General features: G+C 46.0%; 11 protein-coding genes and 2 pseudogenes. 2 read left to right on the forward strand and 11 right to left on the reverse strand.

Annotated features, from left to right (window positions below; all coding sequences use genetic code 11):
- Positions 1-378: 378 nt before the first annotated feature.
- From KZE55_RS05490 to KZE55_RS05530, 9 genes are all read right to left on the reverse strand, one after another.
- Positions 379-1,755, reverse strand: coding sequence for a C69 family dipeptidase (locus KZE55_RS05490; protein WP_222257732.1), 1,377 nt, complete (start codon positions 1,753-1,755; stop codon positions 379-381).
- Positions 1,756-2,021: 266 nt separating this feature from the next.
- A complete protein-coding gene (locus KZE55_RS05495) occupies positions 2,022-2,864 on the reverse strand; it encodes a DNA/RNA non-specific endonuclease (RefSeq protein WP_222257733.1) in 843 nt (280 codons plus the stop codon).
- A 202-nt stretch (positions 2,865-3,066) separates the two neighbouring features.
- Positions 3,067-4,638: an IS1182 family transposase gene (locus KZE55_RS05500; protein WP_222257734.1), complete on the reverse strand. Its 1,572-nt coding sequence runs from the start codon at positions 4,636-4,638 to the stop codon at positions 3,067-3,069.
- A gap of 156 nt (positions 4,639-4,794) precedes the next feature.
- A complete protein-coding gene (locus KZE55_RS05505; protein WP_222259935.1) occupies positions 4,795-6,174 on the reverse strand; it encodes an amino acid permease in 1,380 nt (459 codons plus the stop codon).
- 292 nt (positions 6,175-6,466) lie between these two features.
- Complete coding sequence (locus KZE55_RS05510; RefSeq protein WP_222257735.1) at positions 6,467-8,971, reverse strand: hypothetical protein; 2,505 nt, start codon at positions 8,969-8,971, stop codon at positions 6,467-6,469.
- A 111-nt stretch (positions 8,972-9,082) separates the two neighbouring features.
- A complete protein-coding gene (locus KZE55_RS05515; RefSeq protein WP_222257736.1) occupies positions 9,083-10,006 on the reverse strand; it encodes an IS30 family transposase in 924 nt (307 codons plus the stop codon).
- 161 nt (positions 10,007-10,167) lie between these two features.
- Positions 10,168-10,872 (reverse strand): type 1 glutamine amidotransferase, encoded by a 705-nt coding sequence (locus tag KZE55_RS05520; protein ID WP_222257737.1) that lies wholly within the window; start codon positions 10,870-10,872, stop codon positions 10,168-10,170.
- Positions 10,872-12,209: a Mur ligase family protein gene (locus KZE55_RS05525; protein ID WP_222257738.1), complete on the reverse strand. Its 1,338-nt coding sequence runs from the start codon at positions 12,207-12,209 to the stop codon at positions 10,872-10,874. The genes KZE55_RS05520 and KZE55_RS05525 overlap by 1 nt, the downstream gene beginning before the upstream one ends.
- A gap of 147 nt (positions 12,210-12,356) precedes the next feature.
- On the reverse strand, positions 12,357-14,132 hold the full coding sequence (locus KZE55_RS05530) for a 1-deoxy-D-xylulose-5-phosphate synthase (protein WP_222257739.1): 1,776 nt from the start codon (positions 14,130-14,132) through the stop codon (positions 12,357-12,359).
- Between the two features lie 179 nt (positions 14,133-14,311).
- On the opposite strand from KZE55_RS05530, the gene KZE55_RS05535 reads away from it, so the two are divergent.
- Entirely contained in the window at positions 14,312-15,568 is a 1,257-nt protein-coding gene (locus tag KZE55_RS05535; protein WP_222257740.1) for a DUF2075 domain-containing protein, read from the forward strand.
- A pseudogene (locus KZE55_RS05540) lies at positions 15,565-16,253 on the forward strand (TVP38/TMEM64 family protein). The gene KZE55_RS05535 and the pseudogene KZE55_RS05540 overlap by 4 nt, the downstream one beginning before the upstream one ends.
- A 47-nt stretch (positions 16,254-16,300) precedes the next feature.
- Here KZE55_RS05540 and KZE55_RS05545 read toward each other — a convergent pair.
- A complete protein-coding gene (locus KZE55_RS05545; protein WP_222257741.1) occupies positions 16,301-17,128 on the reverse strand; it encodes an exodeoxyribonuclease III in 828 nt (275 codons plus the stop codon).
- A gap of 82 nt (positions 17,129-17,210) precedes the next feature.
- Positions 17,211-18,118 (reverse strand): annotated as a pseudogene (locus KZE55_RS05550) (zinc-binding dehydrogenase).
- Positions 18,119-18,120: the final 2 nt, after the last annotated feature.

Below are 18,120 nucleotides of genomic sequence, written 5' to 3' on the forward strand. Positions count from 1 at the left end.
CAACCTTATCCAGTTACTCTCAGCCTTATAGCTACTTCTTGTTCATCGGTGCAGCACTTTGCCTTAGACTTCCTTCAGATTCCACCTCACAGCGGACACCCTTGTCCTCGGCTCATGGTTCCGACTACTACGGCCCATAGTGGACTTTCACCACCTAGCTAATACCCATGCCGGGCGCACTAGAGTAGGCCCCCAGCGTTAAGAACACTGGAGGCCCGTTCAGGTATTGGGGGGATTTCATGAAAATCGTTTCGCATTATTAAACAAGTAAGCACCTGGTGCTATCCCCCATTTGTAATTTTTTAATTAATTGGATAGATTCCCAATACAACGAAAATAGCCTATCACATCATATTTGTTCAAATAAATTTATGGCTCTTAATACTGGAGCTTGGCCTCCTTGAAGGCTACGGTAACCAGCTTGCCCAGTAAGATTGTGGCCTCCTTCATAGCGATGTCAGCCATCCGTTGGTTAGCATGGGTGAGCTGGTCCTGTGGGGATGCTGTGTCCACCTCTTGATCAGTGGTCCGCTGGATCTGCCGGCAAGTGGCGACAACTTGCTGCTCATAGGCTTCTACCGCTACCCGTGCCTGTTCATAATGAGCATCACCGATGGCAGCGATGGTGTGAGTCAACCAGTACATGCTACCGGAGGCAAAGTCGGTTGGGGTGTCTCGGTAACTGGCCGGGGTATTGGTAACGTTGGCGTAGAATGGCACAACCGTGTTGAAGGCGTTCGGCCCAAAGGCAAGCCAGTGGACTCCAGAAACCGCGTCCGGTACACCGTTACGGATCTGCAGAATATGGAGCTCCAGGTTCCGGTTGAGAGCAATCGACCGGTACGGAACCTGGTCATGCTCATAAGGGTCGTACGGGGTGCCCTGGTAATGCGAACTCATCACTCGCTTAATGTCTTCAATTGAGATTCTACGCCGTGGATGACAGATAAATGGAAGATTCTGATCAGTTGGATTGCCGGTTGGATTGTCACTCAACTGTTGTTGCACGTACCAAACCCGCGGGTTGTTGTAGTGGGCGTCAGTAACGGTCTGGCTTCCAAAAATTTCCCGCAGATTGTAGTGACCGTCGAGGGCCGGGTTGAGCTGATTGCGGTCAATCAGGTCCTGTAAGTCAGGAGAGCAGGCAGTTTTGTCGGATGCAAAGTCAAAGTTATCGATTGTCAGCCGGTTCGGCCCAATCACGAAGGCATCGTCTGGGATCCGGACAGCGGCCCAGTGGTGCCCACCGATTGTTTCCATATACCAGACCTCTTCATGATCACCAAAAGCCAGGGCATTTGACTCATAAGTCCCGTATTTTTCTAGCAGGTGACCCAATCGTTTTACCCCTTCCCTAGCTGTCTTGATATATGGCAAAACTAAGGTGACCAAGTCTTCCTCACCAATCCCATCAGTGGTGTTAAAGGGATCAATCCCGAGGATTCGGGAGTTAGTAGTGATTGTCAGTGTTCCAGTCATGCTGACGTTGTGCTGGTTAATCCCGCCAGCAGCAAATACGCCGGCGGAACTGTCGGCGTCCGGCGTCGAGGTATAACCGACCGGGTCGTCAGGCAAGTCAATCTTAAAGGACGTTGACTTGCTCTCGTAGTGGCGCGGCTGCTCTGTTGGCTTTACGTATACAAAACGTTGTGGATCAAAAGCATTGGAATAGTCTTCCTCCCGACAGACAATCGTTGAGCCGTCCAGGGTTGCCTTCTTCCCCGCCAAAAACATCGTACAAGTGTGTATTTCCATTATCTTCATCCCTTTTCCCTATATTTTAATGTACTGACTAGAAGATTCACAGCCTTTTCAAGAGACATCCACAACAGCAGTTCCAGAGCCTCGGGATTGATGAAGCTGGGAAAACGCCTTTGACTAGTATAAGACGATTATTGACACAATACGGGCCGGCGACTCATAGTGAAGTTCCTCATAATTGTTAGACAAAGGATCCAATGTTTAACCGGAGAAGTAAAAAACAGCCACAAGAACTATTTCTCATGGCTGTATGTCTTTTATTATCGCTGTGTTACAGCTCCCGTTGCGTAGTTAATATTGATATTGCGCTGGCAATTGGGCACGAATACGTTAAACTTCAAACTTCCATCTTTCGAAAGAGCCTCAATATGGGCACCAGAGGGAACAACGTTGTCGCCGTCGTAAAGGTCGGTAACCCGGTAACGGATCTGTTTCCCCTGGTCGAGCGCCTGGCGAACCAGGCCTTCATAGTAGTTTTGCCCCGTTGATTCTGGGCTGCGCGCTTCGTTTGCCCAGGCCGTCTGCGTTGCAATATTTGCCGGGTTTGATTCCGAGGCATTGAAGTTACGGATTCCGCCAACCAAGGCATAGCCGAGGAGGTGGCCACGATCATATGCATGACGGTACCCGTTCTTAAGATTATACGCCTGTAAGAAGCCCGCCGGTCGCCAGTTTGTTGCTCCGTTCCCGGTTTCAGAACGGTTTCTGTATTGACGGGTCGTTCGGTTTAGCCAGGCATCTCCCCGCCATGCCCTTCCCTGCCGATCTTTATAGTTAACCGCGTAGGGAGCAATATTGATATTAGCGTTTAGCCTGGGCTGGTTATTATTAATGATGAATGCCCCGTGACCATTCCACGAAACGGACGAACCAAGTTGGGAACGAATCCCCGACGTGAGAACTGCCTCGGCTTGTTGCTTAGTCGGTGGAAGTGTCGTTGGTTGACTGCTTCGCTGACTCTGGTTTCCCCAGGAAGCAAGCTGTTGGATTCCTTGTGACAGTGCTGCTTTACCGTTATCCGGTTGATTAACGAGCCCACCAACAGCAAAGAGGATTCCCAATGCGAGGATAATCCGCCAGAATTTTCTTTTGAGACGATACATGATTAAAACCTCTCTAATTCTTAATACCTCTATCTTACTATATTTTGCCGAACCTGTGGTCAAACATTTTGTATTCAGACAAAAAACGAGGCTGGGAAAAAACTAATGGTTTACTAGCTTCTAATAAGAAAATCCGAACTGTAATTTTCAATTTTATGAAAATTGCAGTTCGGATTTTTCCTTTTTCAATTATTTTGACTCCCTAATGAGCCATGAATTTTCCTAATTTAGTTAAATTCATGGTCATTAAGACCAAACCAATATCATTTTCCACACCTTGTTGTCCACGAAGATGGGTTCGACGTACGCCAAAATCCCTCTTCATTCTGCCAAAGACTGGTTCTACGTCGAATTTACGGCGACGGTAGATTGCTTTGCCTTCTTCAGAAGAGAGGGTATCTTTAATTTTAGCTTTGAAGTAATTCCAAGTAGGGTTAACGTTCATTTGACGTTGGCGACCACCCGGGGTCTTTGCCAATTGATCTAACCTGGCGGTTAGTTGATGTTTATCGGCACGGTAAATTTTAAGGTCACGGTTAAAACCATACTTATCTGTCCGTCGGCTGTAACGATAGAAGCTAAAACGTACACCTTGATGATCAATGAAATAATCATCCTCGGCGTTGTATTGCCAGTTTTGTGGCCGACTTAGATCGTGTTGATATTTACGCTTTTGTTCTTTCTGATAAGTAGTATATGGGATAATCGGCTGCTTTCCTAGTTCATCAATAATTGCAGTATAGTTATATTCACTGCCATATCCAGCATTGGCAACAATATGATCGAAGAAATCTAAATGAGGGAATTGTTTTAAGAATGGTACTAAAGTTCTGGTATCAGTTGGATTAGAGAATAAACCATAATCTAGGGTAAATTGATTATGTGTAGCAACTTGAAGATTATATCCTGGTTTTAATTCCCGGTTTTTCATTGAATCTTCCTTCATACACATAAAGGTTGCATTATGATCAGTCTTTGAGTAACTATTACGACCCTGAAAAGTATCTTCAGCTTTTTCATACTTCTTAGCTCGCGGAACTAAATCTTGTTTAAATTTACGATAGATCTTTTTTAAGAAACGACGACGTTGTTTCTTAACGGAACCACCCTTAATCACTTTAGGTTCCTGTTTAATCTCCTCATTTAATTGGTTGATCTCATTTTCAAGTTGTTCGGTAATCTCTTCCATACCAGTCGAAGACTTAATCATTTCCGGTTTCATTGACTGAATAACTTTCTTTTCAATTAACTCATCATAAAGTTCAGCCACGTTTGCTTGAAGCTTAGCGTGATATTTTTCAACTGCTCGTCGCCAGGTAAAAGAGTACTTATTAGCATCAGCTTTTACTTTAGTACCATCAACGAAAAAAGCGTCATGTTTAATTAAACCATGGTCGGCTAATGCCATGGTGAAATAAACAAAGGACCGTTTAATTAATCCCGCTGCATGGTTACTACTGCGAAAGTTATTAATGGTATGGTAACTATAAGTATGATCACGAGCCAACCACCGCATTGGTAAGTTCTCTTCTAACATAGTTTCAATTTTCCGACCAGAGTAAGTCTGACGAGAATAAGCAAAAAGCAATATCTTCAGCATAATGGCCGGATGCGAAAGTGGGCGACCAGTAGTCGCCACATCTGCTTCTAGTAAAACTTCCTGGGGAATTGAATCAACAAAAGCATCAATCAAACGTGTAATATGATTTTTTGAAACTTTGAACTCATAACTTAGTGCGAATTCAGTTTGCCCTGTGATATAATTTTGATACATGTAAATCATTCCTTTATATTTGTTTTTAGGGGTAATTACATCATATCAGGAACGATTTTCTGTGCATATAAAAATCCGGATGATAAATCAATTTTAGATTTATCATCCGGATTTTTAATTTGACTAGGAGTTTTTTCCCAGCCTCGTTTTAATGATTTATTTAACTACAGCCTTCTTCCGCTCCTTAAGCTGGTATACTAACCAGATGATGAAGATGAAGATGACCCCGACGGAAACTGATACCCGCGTATCTGGATTGAAGAACATAAACACGAGGATAATTGTTAAGGCAATCAGACTGAAGTAGTTATATGCCGGGTAAAGAGGCATCTTAAATGGGTGGTTAACCAGGTCTTGCGGATTATGCCGGCGGTAGTTTAATTCGGCCAGCAGAATGATAAACCATGGGACCATCCCGGGAAGAACACTTGAACTATAAACGATAACGAAGATGTTCTTTGCGTTAGCGTCGACCATTGAAAGAATTGAGTTCAGGGCGAAACCAACGAAGATCCAGAAGGCGATTGTCAAAACGGCCACGTTAGGAACAACCCGCTTTGAAAGCCGGCTGAATACTTTTGGTACTTGACCATCAATTGAAAGCTTAAACAGCATCCGACTGGCACTGTAGATACCGGAGTTGGCACCGGACAGGGCCGCCGTTAAGACAACGAAGTTAATGATCCCGGCCGCACCAGTGATTCCGACCTTAGTAAAGGTTTCAACGAATGGTGAGCCGACCGCTTTCAGTTGGTTCCAAGGGTAAATCGAAACAATGACGAAGATTGCACCAATGTAGAAGATCAGAATCCGCCAGATAACGGATTTAACAGACTTAACAATTGCTTTGCGCGGAGAAGCAGCCTCACCAGCAGTAATCCCCAGAAGTTCGATTCCTTGGTAGGAGCCGGCAATAACAGAAAGGGAGAACATGAAGCCCATGAAACCGCCGGTGAAAAATCCGCCGTGTGTCCACAGGTTAGAAATTCCAACCGGGTGCCAGTTATTACCAAGACCGAGGACAATCACGCAAAGACCCAGGATAATCATGGCAATGATGGTTACCACCTTAATCATGGCAAACCAGAATTCCAGTCGCCCGTAGGCCTTCGCGGAAACAATGTTAGCCAGGGTCAGGATTGCAATCACAATGATTCCGGAAATCCAGTCCTGAAGGTTGGGCCACCAATAATTCAGGTACTGACTCATGGCAATAATATCTGAGATACCAACAATGATGAATTGAAAGATATTACTCCATTTTGTTAAGTAGCCAGCAAAGGGATGAATATACTTCTCACCGTAGTCAGCAAAAGATCCGGTCCCTGGATTTATATATATCAGTTCACCTAATGCGCGCATGACCCCGTAAAGGACCAGGCCGACGAGGGCGTAAGCTAGTAGGACAGATGGCCCGGTCCACTTGATGGTCGACGTTGCCCCCATGAAAAGACCACTACCGATGGTTCCACCGATTGCAATCATTTCCATTTGTCCGGGAGTCATCGTTCTTTTTAATTTAACCTTTTCATGCATTGACATAATAAAACCTCTCTTCTCCAACAAAAAAAGCCATCCAATTTACCCAATCAGCCACACACTTTAATAAGTAATTGTGGTTGAGTAAATTGAATAGCTGTTAATTAACAGAATCAAATACGTGTTTAATTATTCCCCAACCACGGTCTTAGTTGTTGTGGTTGTGGTGGAGGTTAGCGATAGTTTTTTATGTTGTACAATTGATAATTGCATTCTAACTTCCTCCATTCATTTTCAACTGTTATTAGAATACTATGAGAAAATTAAAAATGCAAGTACTAATCTAAATTTATTTGGATTTACGCTTTAAAACGAAGAGGCTAACGGCAGCTGTCCAGGCAGTTGTTACTAATCCTAACAATGCTGTTTTAGTACTGGACTGGTTATTACCCGTTTGAGGAAGCTGATCATTATGGGTTGTAATTGGTTCATTTTCTAAGGAGCGGAGCGGATCCTGAATCCGGTTAAGTTCTCGTTGAAGATGGTGGTCAAGTCCGGGCCGACCTTGAGACCGCATACTTGTCGGGTCAGCAGAGTTATCTGAGAACGGGTGATTAGCAAACATTTCTGGAATATTGCTCACCGAACCTTCCCCTGCTTGGGTATTACCGTTAAGTTGTCGACTATTGTTTCCCTCGGAATCCCCTTTTTCAGCGACTTGCGAATCATTCTCCTTAACAGCTTGGTGAGCCTGACTGCTATCGTCTGCATAAACTGGTTGATGCGTTTGGGTTGTTGTATTTGATCCTTCTTCCTGGTTATTCTGGCTTGCCTGGCCCTTGCCTTGCGACTCGTCAGTTTGGGTGCCATCACTAGTTTGGCTGCCTGATGCTTGGGTAGCAGTTGAAGTCACCCCAGAATTATCGGTCTGAGTACCAGTAGTGGTAGTGTTCTCATCCGTCTGCGTACTTGATGAAACAATACTACTAGGGTCAGTCTCCGTTTGCGATCCTGTTGATACAAGTTGTGCGCTTGAAGAACTACCGTTTACATCGCCGGTTTGTGTTTCTGCATTGTTTCCGACTTTCAGGTCCGTTTGAACGCCTTCCCTAGCGTCACTTCCCTCTGTTTGTGTACCCGACGCAACATTCTCGATAGTACCGCTCGTTTGGATCCCAGTAGAAACCTTCCCCAGATTATTAGTTGTCTGGGTCGTCGATGAATCTAGTCTGGGCGTTTCTGTCTGCGTACCAGCGCTTTCCTCGGTAGCAGAATCAGTTTGCACACCTTTGGAGACACCGTTATCTTCAGTTTGAATTGCTACAGAAGCAGTTGACGAATGAGTTTCTGTCTGCGTACCGACGGAAACACTAGGTGTAGTTTGGGTCCCGGTAGAATTCGTCAAAACACCATCGGTCTGGGTGGCCACAGAGCCCCCTTGAACCTCATTATCTGTCTGGGTAGCACTCGAGCTGGTCTGAATATTAGGTTCAGTCTGGGTTGCCGTTGAAGCTTTCTCAGGATTCTCTGTCTGGGACGCCGAATCTTCCATCCCTACCACGGCTGTCTGGGAGCCCTCTTCCTTTGTTTCGTCTCCATCGGTCTGGGTGCCTGCAGATACTCCCCCGCTGGTTTGAGTGTTTTCACTGGCTACCTGCTGTTTAGACGTTTGGGTCCCGGCATCTTTACTATCGGTCGTTTCCGTTTGGGTTGCTGATGACGTGCTTTCACCTACCTGCGTGCTTGCGTCTCCTTTTTCAGCCTCACTGGTCTGAGTATCTGTATCTTGTCCCCTGTCAGTATCTGTCTGGGTAGAAGAACTAATCCCTGAATTCTCGGTTTGAGTGCTGCCGTCACCTTTCGCGGAATCCGTTGTCTGACTGCCTTTTTCCTGACCGGTTTGGCTAGTGGCGGTTGATGAATCCTTTGAGTCGGATTTTGAGCCTTGCGCCATCTCCTCCCCTTTCTCTTTACTACTATCCTTTTGGTCACTTGTATTCTTACTGTACTGGACCTCAAATGTCGGTACAGGCTGGTTAATTGCATTTTCTTCAATTTGCAAATCAGGAACACATTTGACCGTCGACACATACCCATCCATTTGCGGAACCATTAATTGCGGGAAAGATTGAATCATCCAGCGGCCGTTCACAAAATCAGCCCGTGCAGACTGTTCAATAACCTTGTCACCAGCCGGTAAGTGGAAAATGACTTTCCGGGTTAAAACCTTACTAGCGGGCTTTTCTTGATCATTTTCATCCTTTTTGACCGTCAGGTGGAAGCTGGTGTGACCGGTATTTGGAAAGTACTGAATTTCTTTTGGCAGATTCGTGATGAAGTAGTGGTATCCTGCCGGCGGGGTCGGTAATTTATAACGGCCAAATTGATCAGAATGGACTGGAATTAAAATTGATGATTTACAAGGATTGTCAACGTCATCTAACATAAAAAAACGGGTTGCAGGGGCGACCTTATCAGTAAACGGTTGGTATTCAATCGTTACCTTTCTTGACTTCATCTGGGGAGTCATCTTGACGGGGTCCAGCTGAAGTTCGGATGGTCGGTAACCAGCAAACTCTGGGGCCACAAATTCAGGCCACATGTCAGGATGCTTCGCCTTTATCCGCTCAACATTAATAGTGGCAACCTGTTTAATGACTGTCTTCTCCTTGCTTAGGGGGTTCACAACCGTTATTTCCCGGATAACCGTCCGCTCCATTGGGTCGGTAACTTTCCCGGCTGGCGTATTTTCTGCACTGTTAATTGCCTTTGCGTCTACCGTCGTCACCGTTATTGAAACTAGGGCTAGTGTGGAAAAAAGTGCTAATGTTGTTTTAATATGTTTGCTTTTCATATGTTCTTCTCCTCGCATTATTGGTCTCACTTAATAAATACGAAGCTAAGCCATTTTGGCATCTAAGAATTTTTAATAAACGGCAGATTGCAAGAAATAACTTGAACGAATTTAGTGACGTAGATTAAGCAGGAAGATCTCGATTGGTGTATGCCAATTAAGACATTTAAGTGGCCGGGAATTCAAATACCAATTAATTTGAATCAGCTTGTGATCGCTTAACTCTTCAATGGCTTGGCCTTTGGGAATAAAGCGTCGTAAAACTCGGTTACGGTTTTCATTACTGCCGCGTTCATGTGGTGAATAAGCATGGGCAAAATAAACCGGAGTACCAGTTCGCTGCTCAATTGCCTGGTAGTTAGCGAACTCTTTACCATGATCTACGGTAAGCGTCTTGAGCTTGTCTTGAAGTTGACTAGCTAGTTCAAGTACGGCTTGAGTCATGGACTGACTGTCGCGACCATGGAGCCGTTTAACAATTGTCAGGCGACTCTTACGCTCCACAAAAGTAGCCACAGCTTGACCTTTACGTTTGCCAGAAAGTACGGTATCAGCTTCAAAGTGGCCGAATTCCTGGCGAGTTTCGACTTTATGAGGCCGCTCCTCAATGGAGCGGCCGTGACTGAACGTACCACGCTTTTCTTTAGCACGATGACGACGAATCCCATGATCAGGCAAATCGGGTAACTGTACATCAAGCCATCCTTGATCAATCCAGTTATAGACCGTCTTGTAGGCAATTCCAACTACATGGGCAACTTGTTCAGGGGACCACTTCTGGACTTGAATCTTTTCCTCGATCAAGTGTTTAAGGTTTTTAGTGAGCGAAGACTTCCGCCCCCGTTGACTAACCTTGCGTTCAAAGTCAGTTTGCGCTAGCTCAGCCTGGTACTCACTATTTAGCCGGTGAAGTTCGTTAAAGACTGTGGTTTTACTAAAGCCTAAGTAATTAGCGATGTATCGCAAGGAACGTCCTTCATTATGAAGCGTTTCAATGACAACACGGTTCTGGAATGATAAAATAGTGGTGCTCATCAAGGTCCTTCTTTCTAATGGATTGTGCGGTAACACCATTAAAGACCTTGATGGGTTTTTCTGTCCACTTAAATGTTCAACTTAAATTTTACAATCTGCCATATAAAAAATCAGGCAATGGTGTAAATCCACTGCCTGATTTTTTAGTTTCGCTCCTAATTCTAATAAGTTGATTCAATCTTAACATTCTGCTGGACTGTTAAATCCGCGTCTGGGTACTTATTTGCTAGCGCTACTAATAACATCTTCTTCGCCAGCTCACCATTACGGTCGAGGACGGTATGCATGTTGGTACAGAAGGTGTTTTTGTAGACCGCTCCTTCCGTATCGTCATCACGATTATTACCAACTCCCTCAATTACGGTCCCCAGAGCCTTTTCACCATTGCCCAGGAAGGTTACCAGATCGTGGTTTTCATGACCATGCATATTGGTCCCCAACAAAGATTTAATAACCAACTCACCCTGGACCGGTTCGCCATCGGTCGGTAATTCGCTACGGTGGGATAGCAGTTTAGCTCCGGCAACTTTTTCGTTACGCTGGTTAATATATGATTGTCCCAACAGTTGGTAACCCTCACCGACCGCCAGCATGGGCTTGCCACCTTCAATGTAACGGTGGAGTTCGTCACGTTTACTATCAATGTCTTCTCGCGCGATCGACTGCTCAAACTTCTGACCGGCACCAAGGACGATTAAGTCGTAGTCGTCTGCCGAGAACTCATCTTCTACACTGACAACTCGACTTTGCACATCAGTGTCTAAGAGCTGGCCATAGTACTTTAATGCCATGATATTACTGAGGTCACCATAAGTATTCAGCAGGTTCCCATAAAGATGGGCTAATTGTAATTGATACTTTGCCATTATTCCATCCCCCCATCGATCAGCTTCTGTTCTGCCAGTGCTTTCCGGAGCTGCCGCATGGCGGTATAGCAGGTTACTACATACATGCGCTTTGTAGGAATCTCCTTGATCCGGTCAATCAATTTTGCCGGGTCTGGTTCAACATTCACACCCTTAAAGCCACCAAACTTAAAGCGGGTCGCGGCATCCTTATAGTTGGCCGCACCGACTAGGTAGTAAGGGATATTATAGCCCTTGAGGGTTTCAAAATTGCAGTCCCAAATCCAGGAAGTGTCTTCGCCGTCTGCTGGTAAGGCGGTAAGTAAGAAGGCAAAGGAAAACGGCTCTTTGTCGGTTTTGATCATATCTAGGACAGTGTCGACCCCGATTTGGTTTTTGACCATAATAATGACCATTTCCTTGTCACCAATTTGCACCTTTTCCTGGCGGCCGAAAATTTCGGGGCTTTCCGCAAACGCGTTTTTAATACTGCTGCTGTTTACGCCCATAAAGCGAGCTAGTGAGTAGGCTGCCAGGGCATTATAAATATTGTAGCCCCCCCCAACGGGAATCTTAAATTCGTTCCCATCAAATTTAACTACCGAGTCCGCCGATGTCATTCGCTCAACGGTAGTTACCTCATAATCCAACTTCGGACGTTTGTGGCCACAATTAGGGCAGAAGTAAGCACCCAAGCCACCATAAGTAATGAATCCGTAGTGGATGATGTGGTGACACTTCGGACAAACCACCCCATCGGTGTTTGATGGGGCTTCTAAATCGCCCATCGGCTGGTCGTTAAAGCCATACCAGATACGGGGGTTTGGCAAGTCAACGGAATTAAAGATGGGGTCATCAGCGTTAGCAATAATGGTTGCTTTAGGCGCCATCCGTACACCCTCTAGCATCCGGTCCCAGGTTGCGTATAGTTCACTGTAACGGTCAAGTTGGTCCCGGAAGAGGTTTGTGAAGACGAAGGTCTTGGGTTTAAAGTACTTCACAATACGGACAATGTTGGCCTCATCGACCTCAAGTACCGCTAGTCCCTTTTTCTTAGGCTTAGGGGCGGTAACGAAGATAGTAGCAATTCCCCGTTTCATATTGGACCCGGTTGGGTTGTAGAGTACGTCCGGGTACTTTTGCTTGAGGGCCTGAACAGCCAATGCGGTCGCCGTAGTTTTCCCGTTGGTTCCCCCAACAATTACGAAATCATAGCGATCTTTGTAGTGGTAAAGGATGTCTGGATCGAGTTTAAGTGCAACGAGGCCAGGCAAAGAGCTCCCCCGGTTAAAGATTCCGTGTAAGACGGAGTAGGAAAGATGACCTACCCCGGCAGCAACTGAACTTCTGAGTGACATGATGTATTCCTTTCTGCAACTTAATTTTATTATCTTTTCTCAACGTAATAACTATCCGATATCGAGAAAGAATAGATTGATAAACTCTTAAACAATAATAAAGCGCCCCATTCGCCTCTTCATAGACAGGTGGGGCGCGCTTCTTCTTTATAAGGAGTGAATAACCTTTTCGATATCATCAACGATTTGCTTAGGTGTCAAGTGGTACCATTCGTACAGAACCTCTAACGGTACGTTATCGGCAAATTCACGTGGTGCACCAAAGTTAAGAACCTTCATCGGTGTTGGCCCATAGTAACGATCAATGGTCTCACCAAAACCGCCACTTAAGTTACCATCTTCCAAAGTAACGACAACATCGTGATTTTCTGATAGGTGATGAAGAACCTGCGGATCAATTCCGGTAAGTGACTTTGGATTGATCAATGTCGCGTCAATATTGATTTTCCTTTTGAGTTCTTCACAAACTTTCTTACCTAGCTCCCAGAAGTCACCAACCGCCATGATGGCAACCTCACTCCCGTGGTGGGCAATATTGTATTTGATGTTACTGTAATCCTCCTGGGTTGCTTCCCCGTGAATCAGTGGTTTCTCTGGTTCACGAATAACAACCGGTTGGTCAGTCTGTTTGATTGCCCATTTCAACATTGAAAGCAATTCTTCCACGTTTGTCGGTGCTAGGTATTCAATGTTCGGCAGGTCACTAATCATCGAAATATCAAACGATCCCTGGTGAGTTGCGGATTCGGTAGCGATTGTTCCCCCACGAACAATCATCACTACTGGCGCATCATTTAGTGCCATGTCATGAACCAACTGGTCGTACGCCCGCTGCAGGAAGGTTGCATTTTGAAATACGACGGGACGCGCACCGGCGACTGCCATCGCGACCGCAGAGCTAATGCAGTCCTGTTCGGCAATACCTACGTCATAGTAGCGATCTGGGTGCTTAGCCTGGAATCTTTTCAGGTTAAAGGCACCGGGAATGGCGGCGTTCATTGCCACGACCGGCTCACCGGCAGCAATTTGCCGGTCCAACTCAGCTAAAATAGCATCGCTGTACGACTCACCAGTGAAGGGGTGCTTATCTTTACCCGTCTTAAGGTCAAATGGCATCCGCCAGTGGTAAGTCATCTTCTCCTTGATTGCCGGTTCATAGCCCTTGCCCTTCAGTGTATTGACGTGGAGCACGATTGGGTGGTCAATATCCTTGATTTCCTTAAAGGCGTCAATCATGGCCCGTAAATCATTGCCATCCTTGACGTACCGGTAGTCGAGGCCCATGAACTTAAAGATATTATTTGGCGAGGACCCGTCAGTTTTCCGAAGTTCCTTCAGCCCCTGGTATAGCCCCCCTTGGTTTTCATCAATCGACATCTGATTATCATTAACAACGATAATGAGGTTGGACTTAAGCTTGGCCGCGTTATTCAGTCCTTCAAAGGCCAGTCCCCCACTTAAGGAGCCGTCACCAATAACAGCAACAACATTATCCTTGGAATCCGGGTTCAAAAGGTCCCGAGCTTGGGCCATCCCTACTGCTAACGAGATGGAAGTTGAGGTATGACCAATTTCAAAGAAGTCGTGGTTACTCTCGGCCGGTGACGTAAATCCCGAGATATCCTTGTAATGATCAGGATCCAAGAAGGCCAGCTTTCTTCCTGTCAGCATTTTGTGAGCATAACACTGGTGAGAAACGTCCCAAATGATTTTATCATGCGGAGAATTAAAAACATAGTGGTAAGCAAGCGTTAACTCCATTACTCCGAGGTTCGGACCAACGTGTCCGCCGATTGCAGCATCACGCTCCAGAACCAGTTGGCGCATTTCATTTGCCAACCGGTTCAGTTCATCAAGCGTCATCCCTTTGATATCTTCCGGTTCATCTACTTCATTCAGTAAATAGTCTGGATGCCGATTCATTTATCGCCACTCCTTTTATGATTTTCGGTATAAATGATACTTTATGCTTCCTGCATTTCCTATTATTTTATCACTTTTCACAAAGGGGCGAAAATACTGAATCCGTAAATTGACGAACAAGTCTGATTTAGATACCATAATTAGGTAAAGATTTTTTGAAAAAGGGACTTGGTTTGATTATGGGGGAAATTGAAAATGCTGCGGTTGAGAAACTCTCGCCGCTAAAAAAATTGACTCGGGAACAGGAACAACTGGTAGAAGACATTTTAAGCTTTACCAGTGATCATTTAAAAAAGAACTTTCCAGCCACATACACTGTTTACGGTGATGCGGGGACCGGGAAAAGTGTTGTTTTATCACAATTGTTTGACCGCATCCAAACGGCTGCTCGACAGGATAAATCCTCCCCTTTCTATCAGACAAGCAACTACTTCTTGGTCAATCACCCGGAGATCTTGAAGGTTTACCGGGAAATTGCTGGCCGCCGTCCGGAGCTCTACAAGAAGGACTTTGCCCGGCCCACCTCATTGATTAACCAATTAGATAAGCACGGGAGGACGATTGACGTTGCGGTAGTTGACGAGGCCCACCTCCTATTGTCAAAGGCCGACCACTACAATAACTTTTATCATGACAATCAGTTGGTTGAACTCATCAAGCGGGCAAAAGTGGTGATCATCGTCTTTGACCAGTACCAGGTTCTACGGATGAAAAGTCTGTGGACACCAGAAAGGTTGCAAAAAATTACCCACCAGTATCCCTTTAAGGAGTACCACCTTCACCATATGTTCCGGATGACCGCTAGCGACGACCTCGTTGCCTGGTTTAACCATTTTACCGGTAAAGGCGAGTTAACACCCATTCCACGCGACGCCCGTGACCACTATGATTTCCGGGTATATGATGATGCGGAGAAAATGCGCCAGGCAATTGTCCACCGCAACAGTGAAGTCGGTCTCTCCCGAATTCTCTCCACGTCCGGGTACCCATCAACCCTCGATGGTGGAAAGCACTATATCTGTGAAGGACGGTTCAAGATGCCATGGGACCAGTATAATTATACCGTTACGCCCTGGGCGGAGATCCCCCAGACGATTGACGAGGTTGGCTCCATCTACACCTGCCAGGGTTTTGACCTTAACTATACGGGAATCATCATTGGGCCACCAATCAGTCAGGTTCCTGCCAGCAAGCGGCTCCAGGTCAACCTTGACAAGTACACGGACAGCGAAGCGTTCAAGAAACGAGCTGATTTAACCGATCCCCAGGAAATCACGAGCTTGGAGAAACGGATGATTATGAATTCACTGAATGTTCTATTTAAGCGCGGTGTCTACGGAACATATATTTATGCCCACGACCCCTTGCTCCGCCATACCCTCACTGACCTGTTCAAAAAAGCGGGTCTGACCATTCCTCGGGAGGAAAACAAATGAAAAAGATAAATAAGCCCCTATTAATTACCGGTGGGATTATCATTTCACTAATTCTGCTCTACTTTATTTACCGTGATTACCGGCCCGAGTTAACTCTGCTTCTCCACATGAGCCACCACAACAAACTAATTTTACTTCACATGATTCGGAGCCACGGAATTAAGGACATGCTTTTACTCCTGGCGTTGATTGCCACTTTTAACGCAATTCCCGGGATGTCAAATTCCTTTGTCTGCATTTTTGTTGGCCTTTGCTATGGGCCAGCCATTGGTTTCATCATCAACTGGCTGGGGAACATCATTGGTAACTGCGGTGTCATGGCAGTCATTCGGAAGATTGACCTCTCCAGGCGTACCAAGAAGTCCAAGCTGCTGAATTCGCTGATGAACCAGCGTCACCCCTCATTGGGCTTACGATTGGCTTCATGTTCCCCGTCATTCCGAGTGTCCTGGTCAACTACGCGGGGGCCCGTCTCAATATCAACCGCTGGCATTACCTGGCAATGGTAGCCGTGGGAATGGCGCCGACTTCTTTCATCTACGCCTTTGGTGGGGATGCCCTCTTTAAGGGTGATAACAAACGTTTGATTGGTGCCGTGGTTGCGATTGTAATCGTGATTGCCCTCTACGTCCTTGTTAAAAAGATGATTAAACGCACGCGTTCCAATAAAGAAATACCAGCATAATAATAAAATCCCATTATTCAGCATCGACGCTGAATAATGGGATTTTATTATAAGTCAATATCAAGCATAATTGGGGTGTGGTCCCGACGCTTGCCACTGTCAACCATCGTGGAAGATTGTAGCTTATCAGCAAGGCGATCACTGACTAGCCAGTAGTCAATTCTCCAGCCGGAGTTGTTTTGCTTGCTGGTGATTACCCGTTGGGCCCACCATGAGTAAGCTCCCTTCTCGTCCGGATGAAGGTAGCGGAAACTATCCGTAAAGCCGGCATCCAGTAGTTTCGTGAAATGTTCCCGTTCTTCATCGGTGAAGCCGGCAGAATGGTGGTTATTAGCGGGATGGGCCAGGTCAATTTCTTCGTGGGCCACGTTGAAGTCGCCACTAGCAATTACTGGCTTTTGCTTATCAAGCTTTTCAAGATATTCCCGGTAGTGGTCATCCCAGATTTGGCGTTCTGCTAGTCGTTTCAGACCATTACCAGAATTTGGCGTGTAGACTTCGGTAACGAAAAAGTTCGAAAACTCCAGCGTAATGATCCGGCCCTCATCATCCATTGGTTCCGGTGCACCGATCTGTGGGTAGGTAACCTGCGGACTGTACTTATCCAGGTAAAGGTACATTGTTCCCGCATAGCCCTTCCGTGCTGGCTCGACGGAACTTCGCCAGGCTACCTGATAACCTGGAAACATCTTATCCAGAGCTTGGTAGTGTTTCTTGGTGGGGCCGTTTTTGGAGAGCTTGGTCTCCTGGATAGCGAGCACATCTGGCTTAAGCTCATAGATCTTTTGCAGCACCTCCCGGGTTTCGCCGGCGCGGGTCGAGGTGCCGGTCAGCGCCGCGTTGATTGAATCAATGTTCCATGAAATAAATTTCATCGTTAATTCCCCTTTGCAACATTCTCTGCATGCATTATACCGTTTTTTACCCAAATAAAAAAAGCGGATTCCGCCGCTAAACCTATATTCTTACAACAACCTTGCCGAAACTATGGTGCCCTTCTAAGTAGCGGTGGGCATCCTCAACTTGGTCAAGTCTGAACACCCGATTCGGCTTTACTGGGACATGGTATTTTTCAATCACTCCTAGTAGGTCATTTAGTTTCGCTTCGTCAACGTTTCCCGAGTAAAAACTCGTCAGGTAGCTATTTGGTGCAATGTCCATGATGGGGTCAAATTGTGGTAGGTACCACTGGTTGCCGAGCTCGCCAGTGCTACAAACGATTCCGCCCGCATTGAGGTGGGTAAAGCTATCCTTAACCGTCGCCGGACCGATTAGTTCCAGAACCTTATCAAACTTATCCTTCCTGCCAGGTGACCCTGCTGGTCTTCAATGACCTGGTTGTGCCCGTTAAGTGAACGCCTGGGACTAAAGTTTTGACGAGGTTCACAAAAGCAACACCAACGCCACTTGAACCACCCCGGACCAGCACGTGTTCGCCGGACTTTATTTGCAGATTCAAAAGTGACCCAAAGGCGGTGTAATAGCTTTCGGGAATTGTTGCCAAAGTCGTCCAGTCAAGGCTGGTTTCAACCGGGTAAACTTGGTCATTGGGTAACAACGTGTATTCGGCATATGAGCCGTCAAACGCCCGTCCCATCTCCCCCATGATGGAAACGACCTTTTGCCCAATTGGCAGTCGGTCCGGGGTACTTGTCTTAGCAACCACCCCCCACACATTTGATCCCTAAGATCCGGGGAAACTTGACTGTTAGCGACAGGCCCTTTCGTGTAAAGATTTCTGAATGGTTAACACCAAAACCCTTAACCTTTATCAGGGTCCACCCTGGCTTAACTTTTGGCATGGGAACATCTTGGTAAATTAGTTTTTCAGGCCCACCAGCTTCTTTAATTACTACAGCTTTCATAA

This window comes from Limosilactobacillus panis (assembly GCF_019797825.1).
Taxonomy (GTDB): Bacteria; Bacillota; Bacilli; order Lactobacillales; family Lactobacillaceae; genus Limosilactobacillus; species Limosilactobacillus panis_A.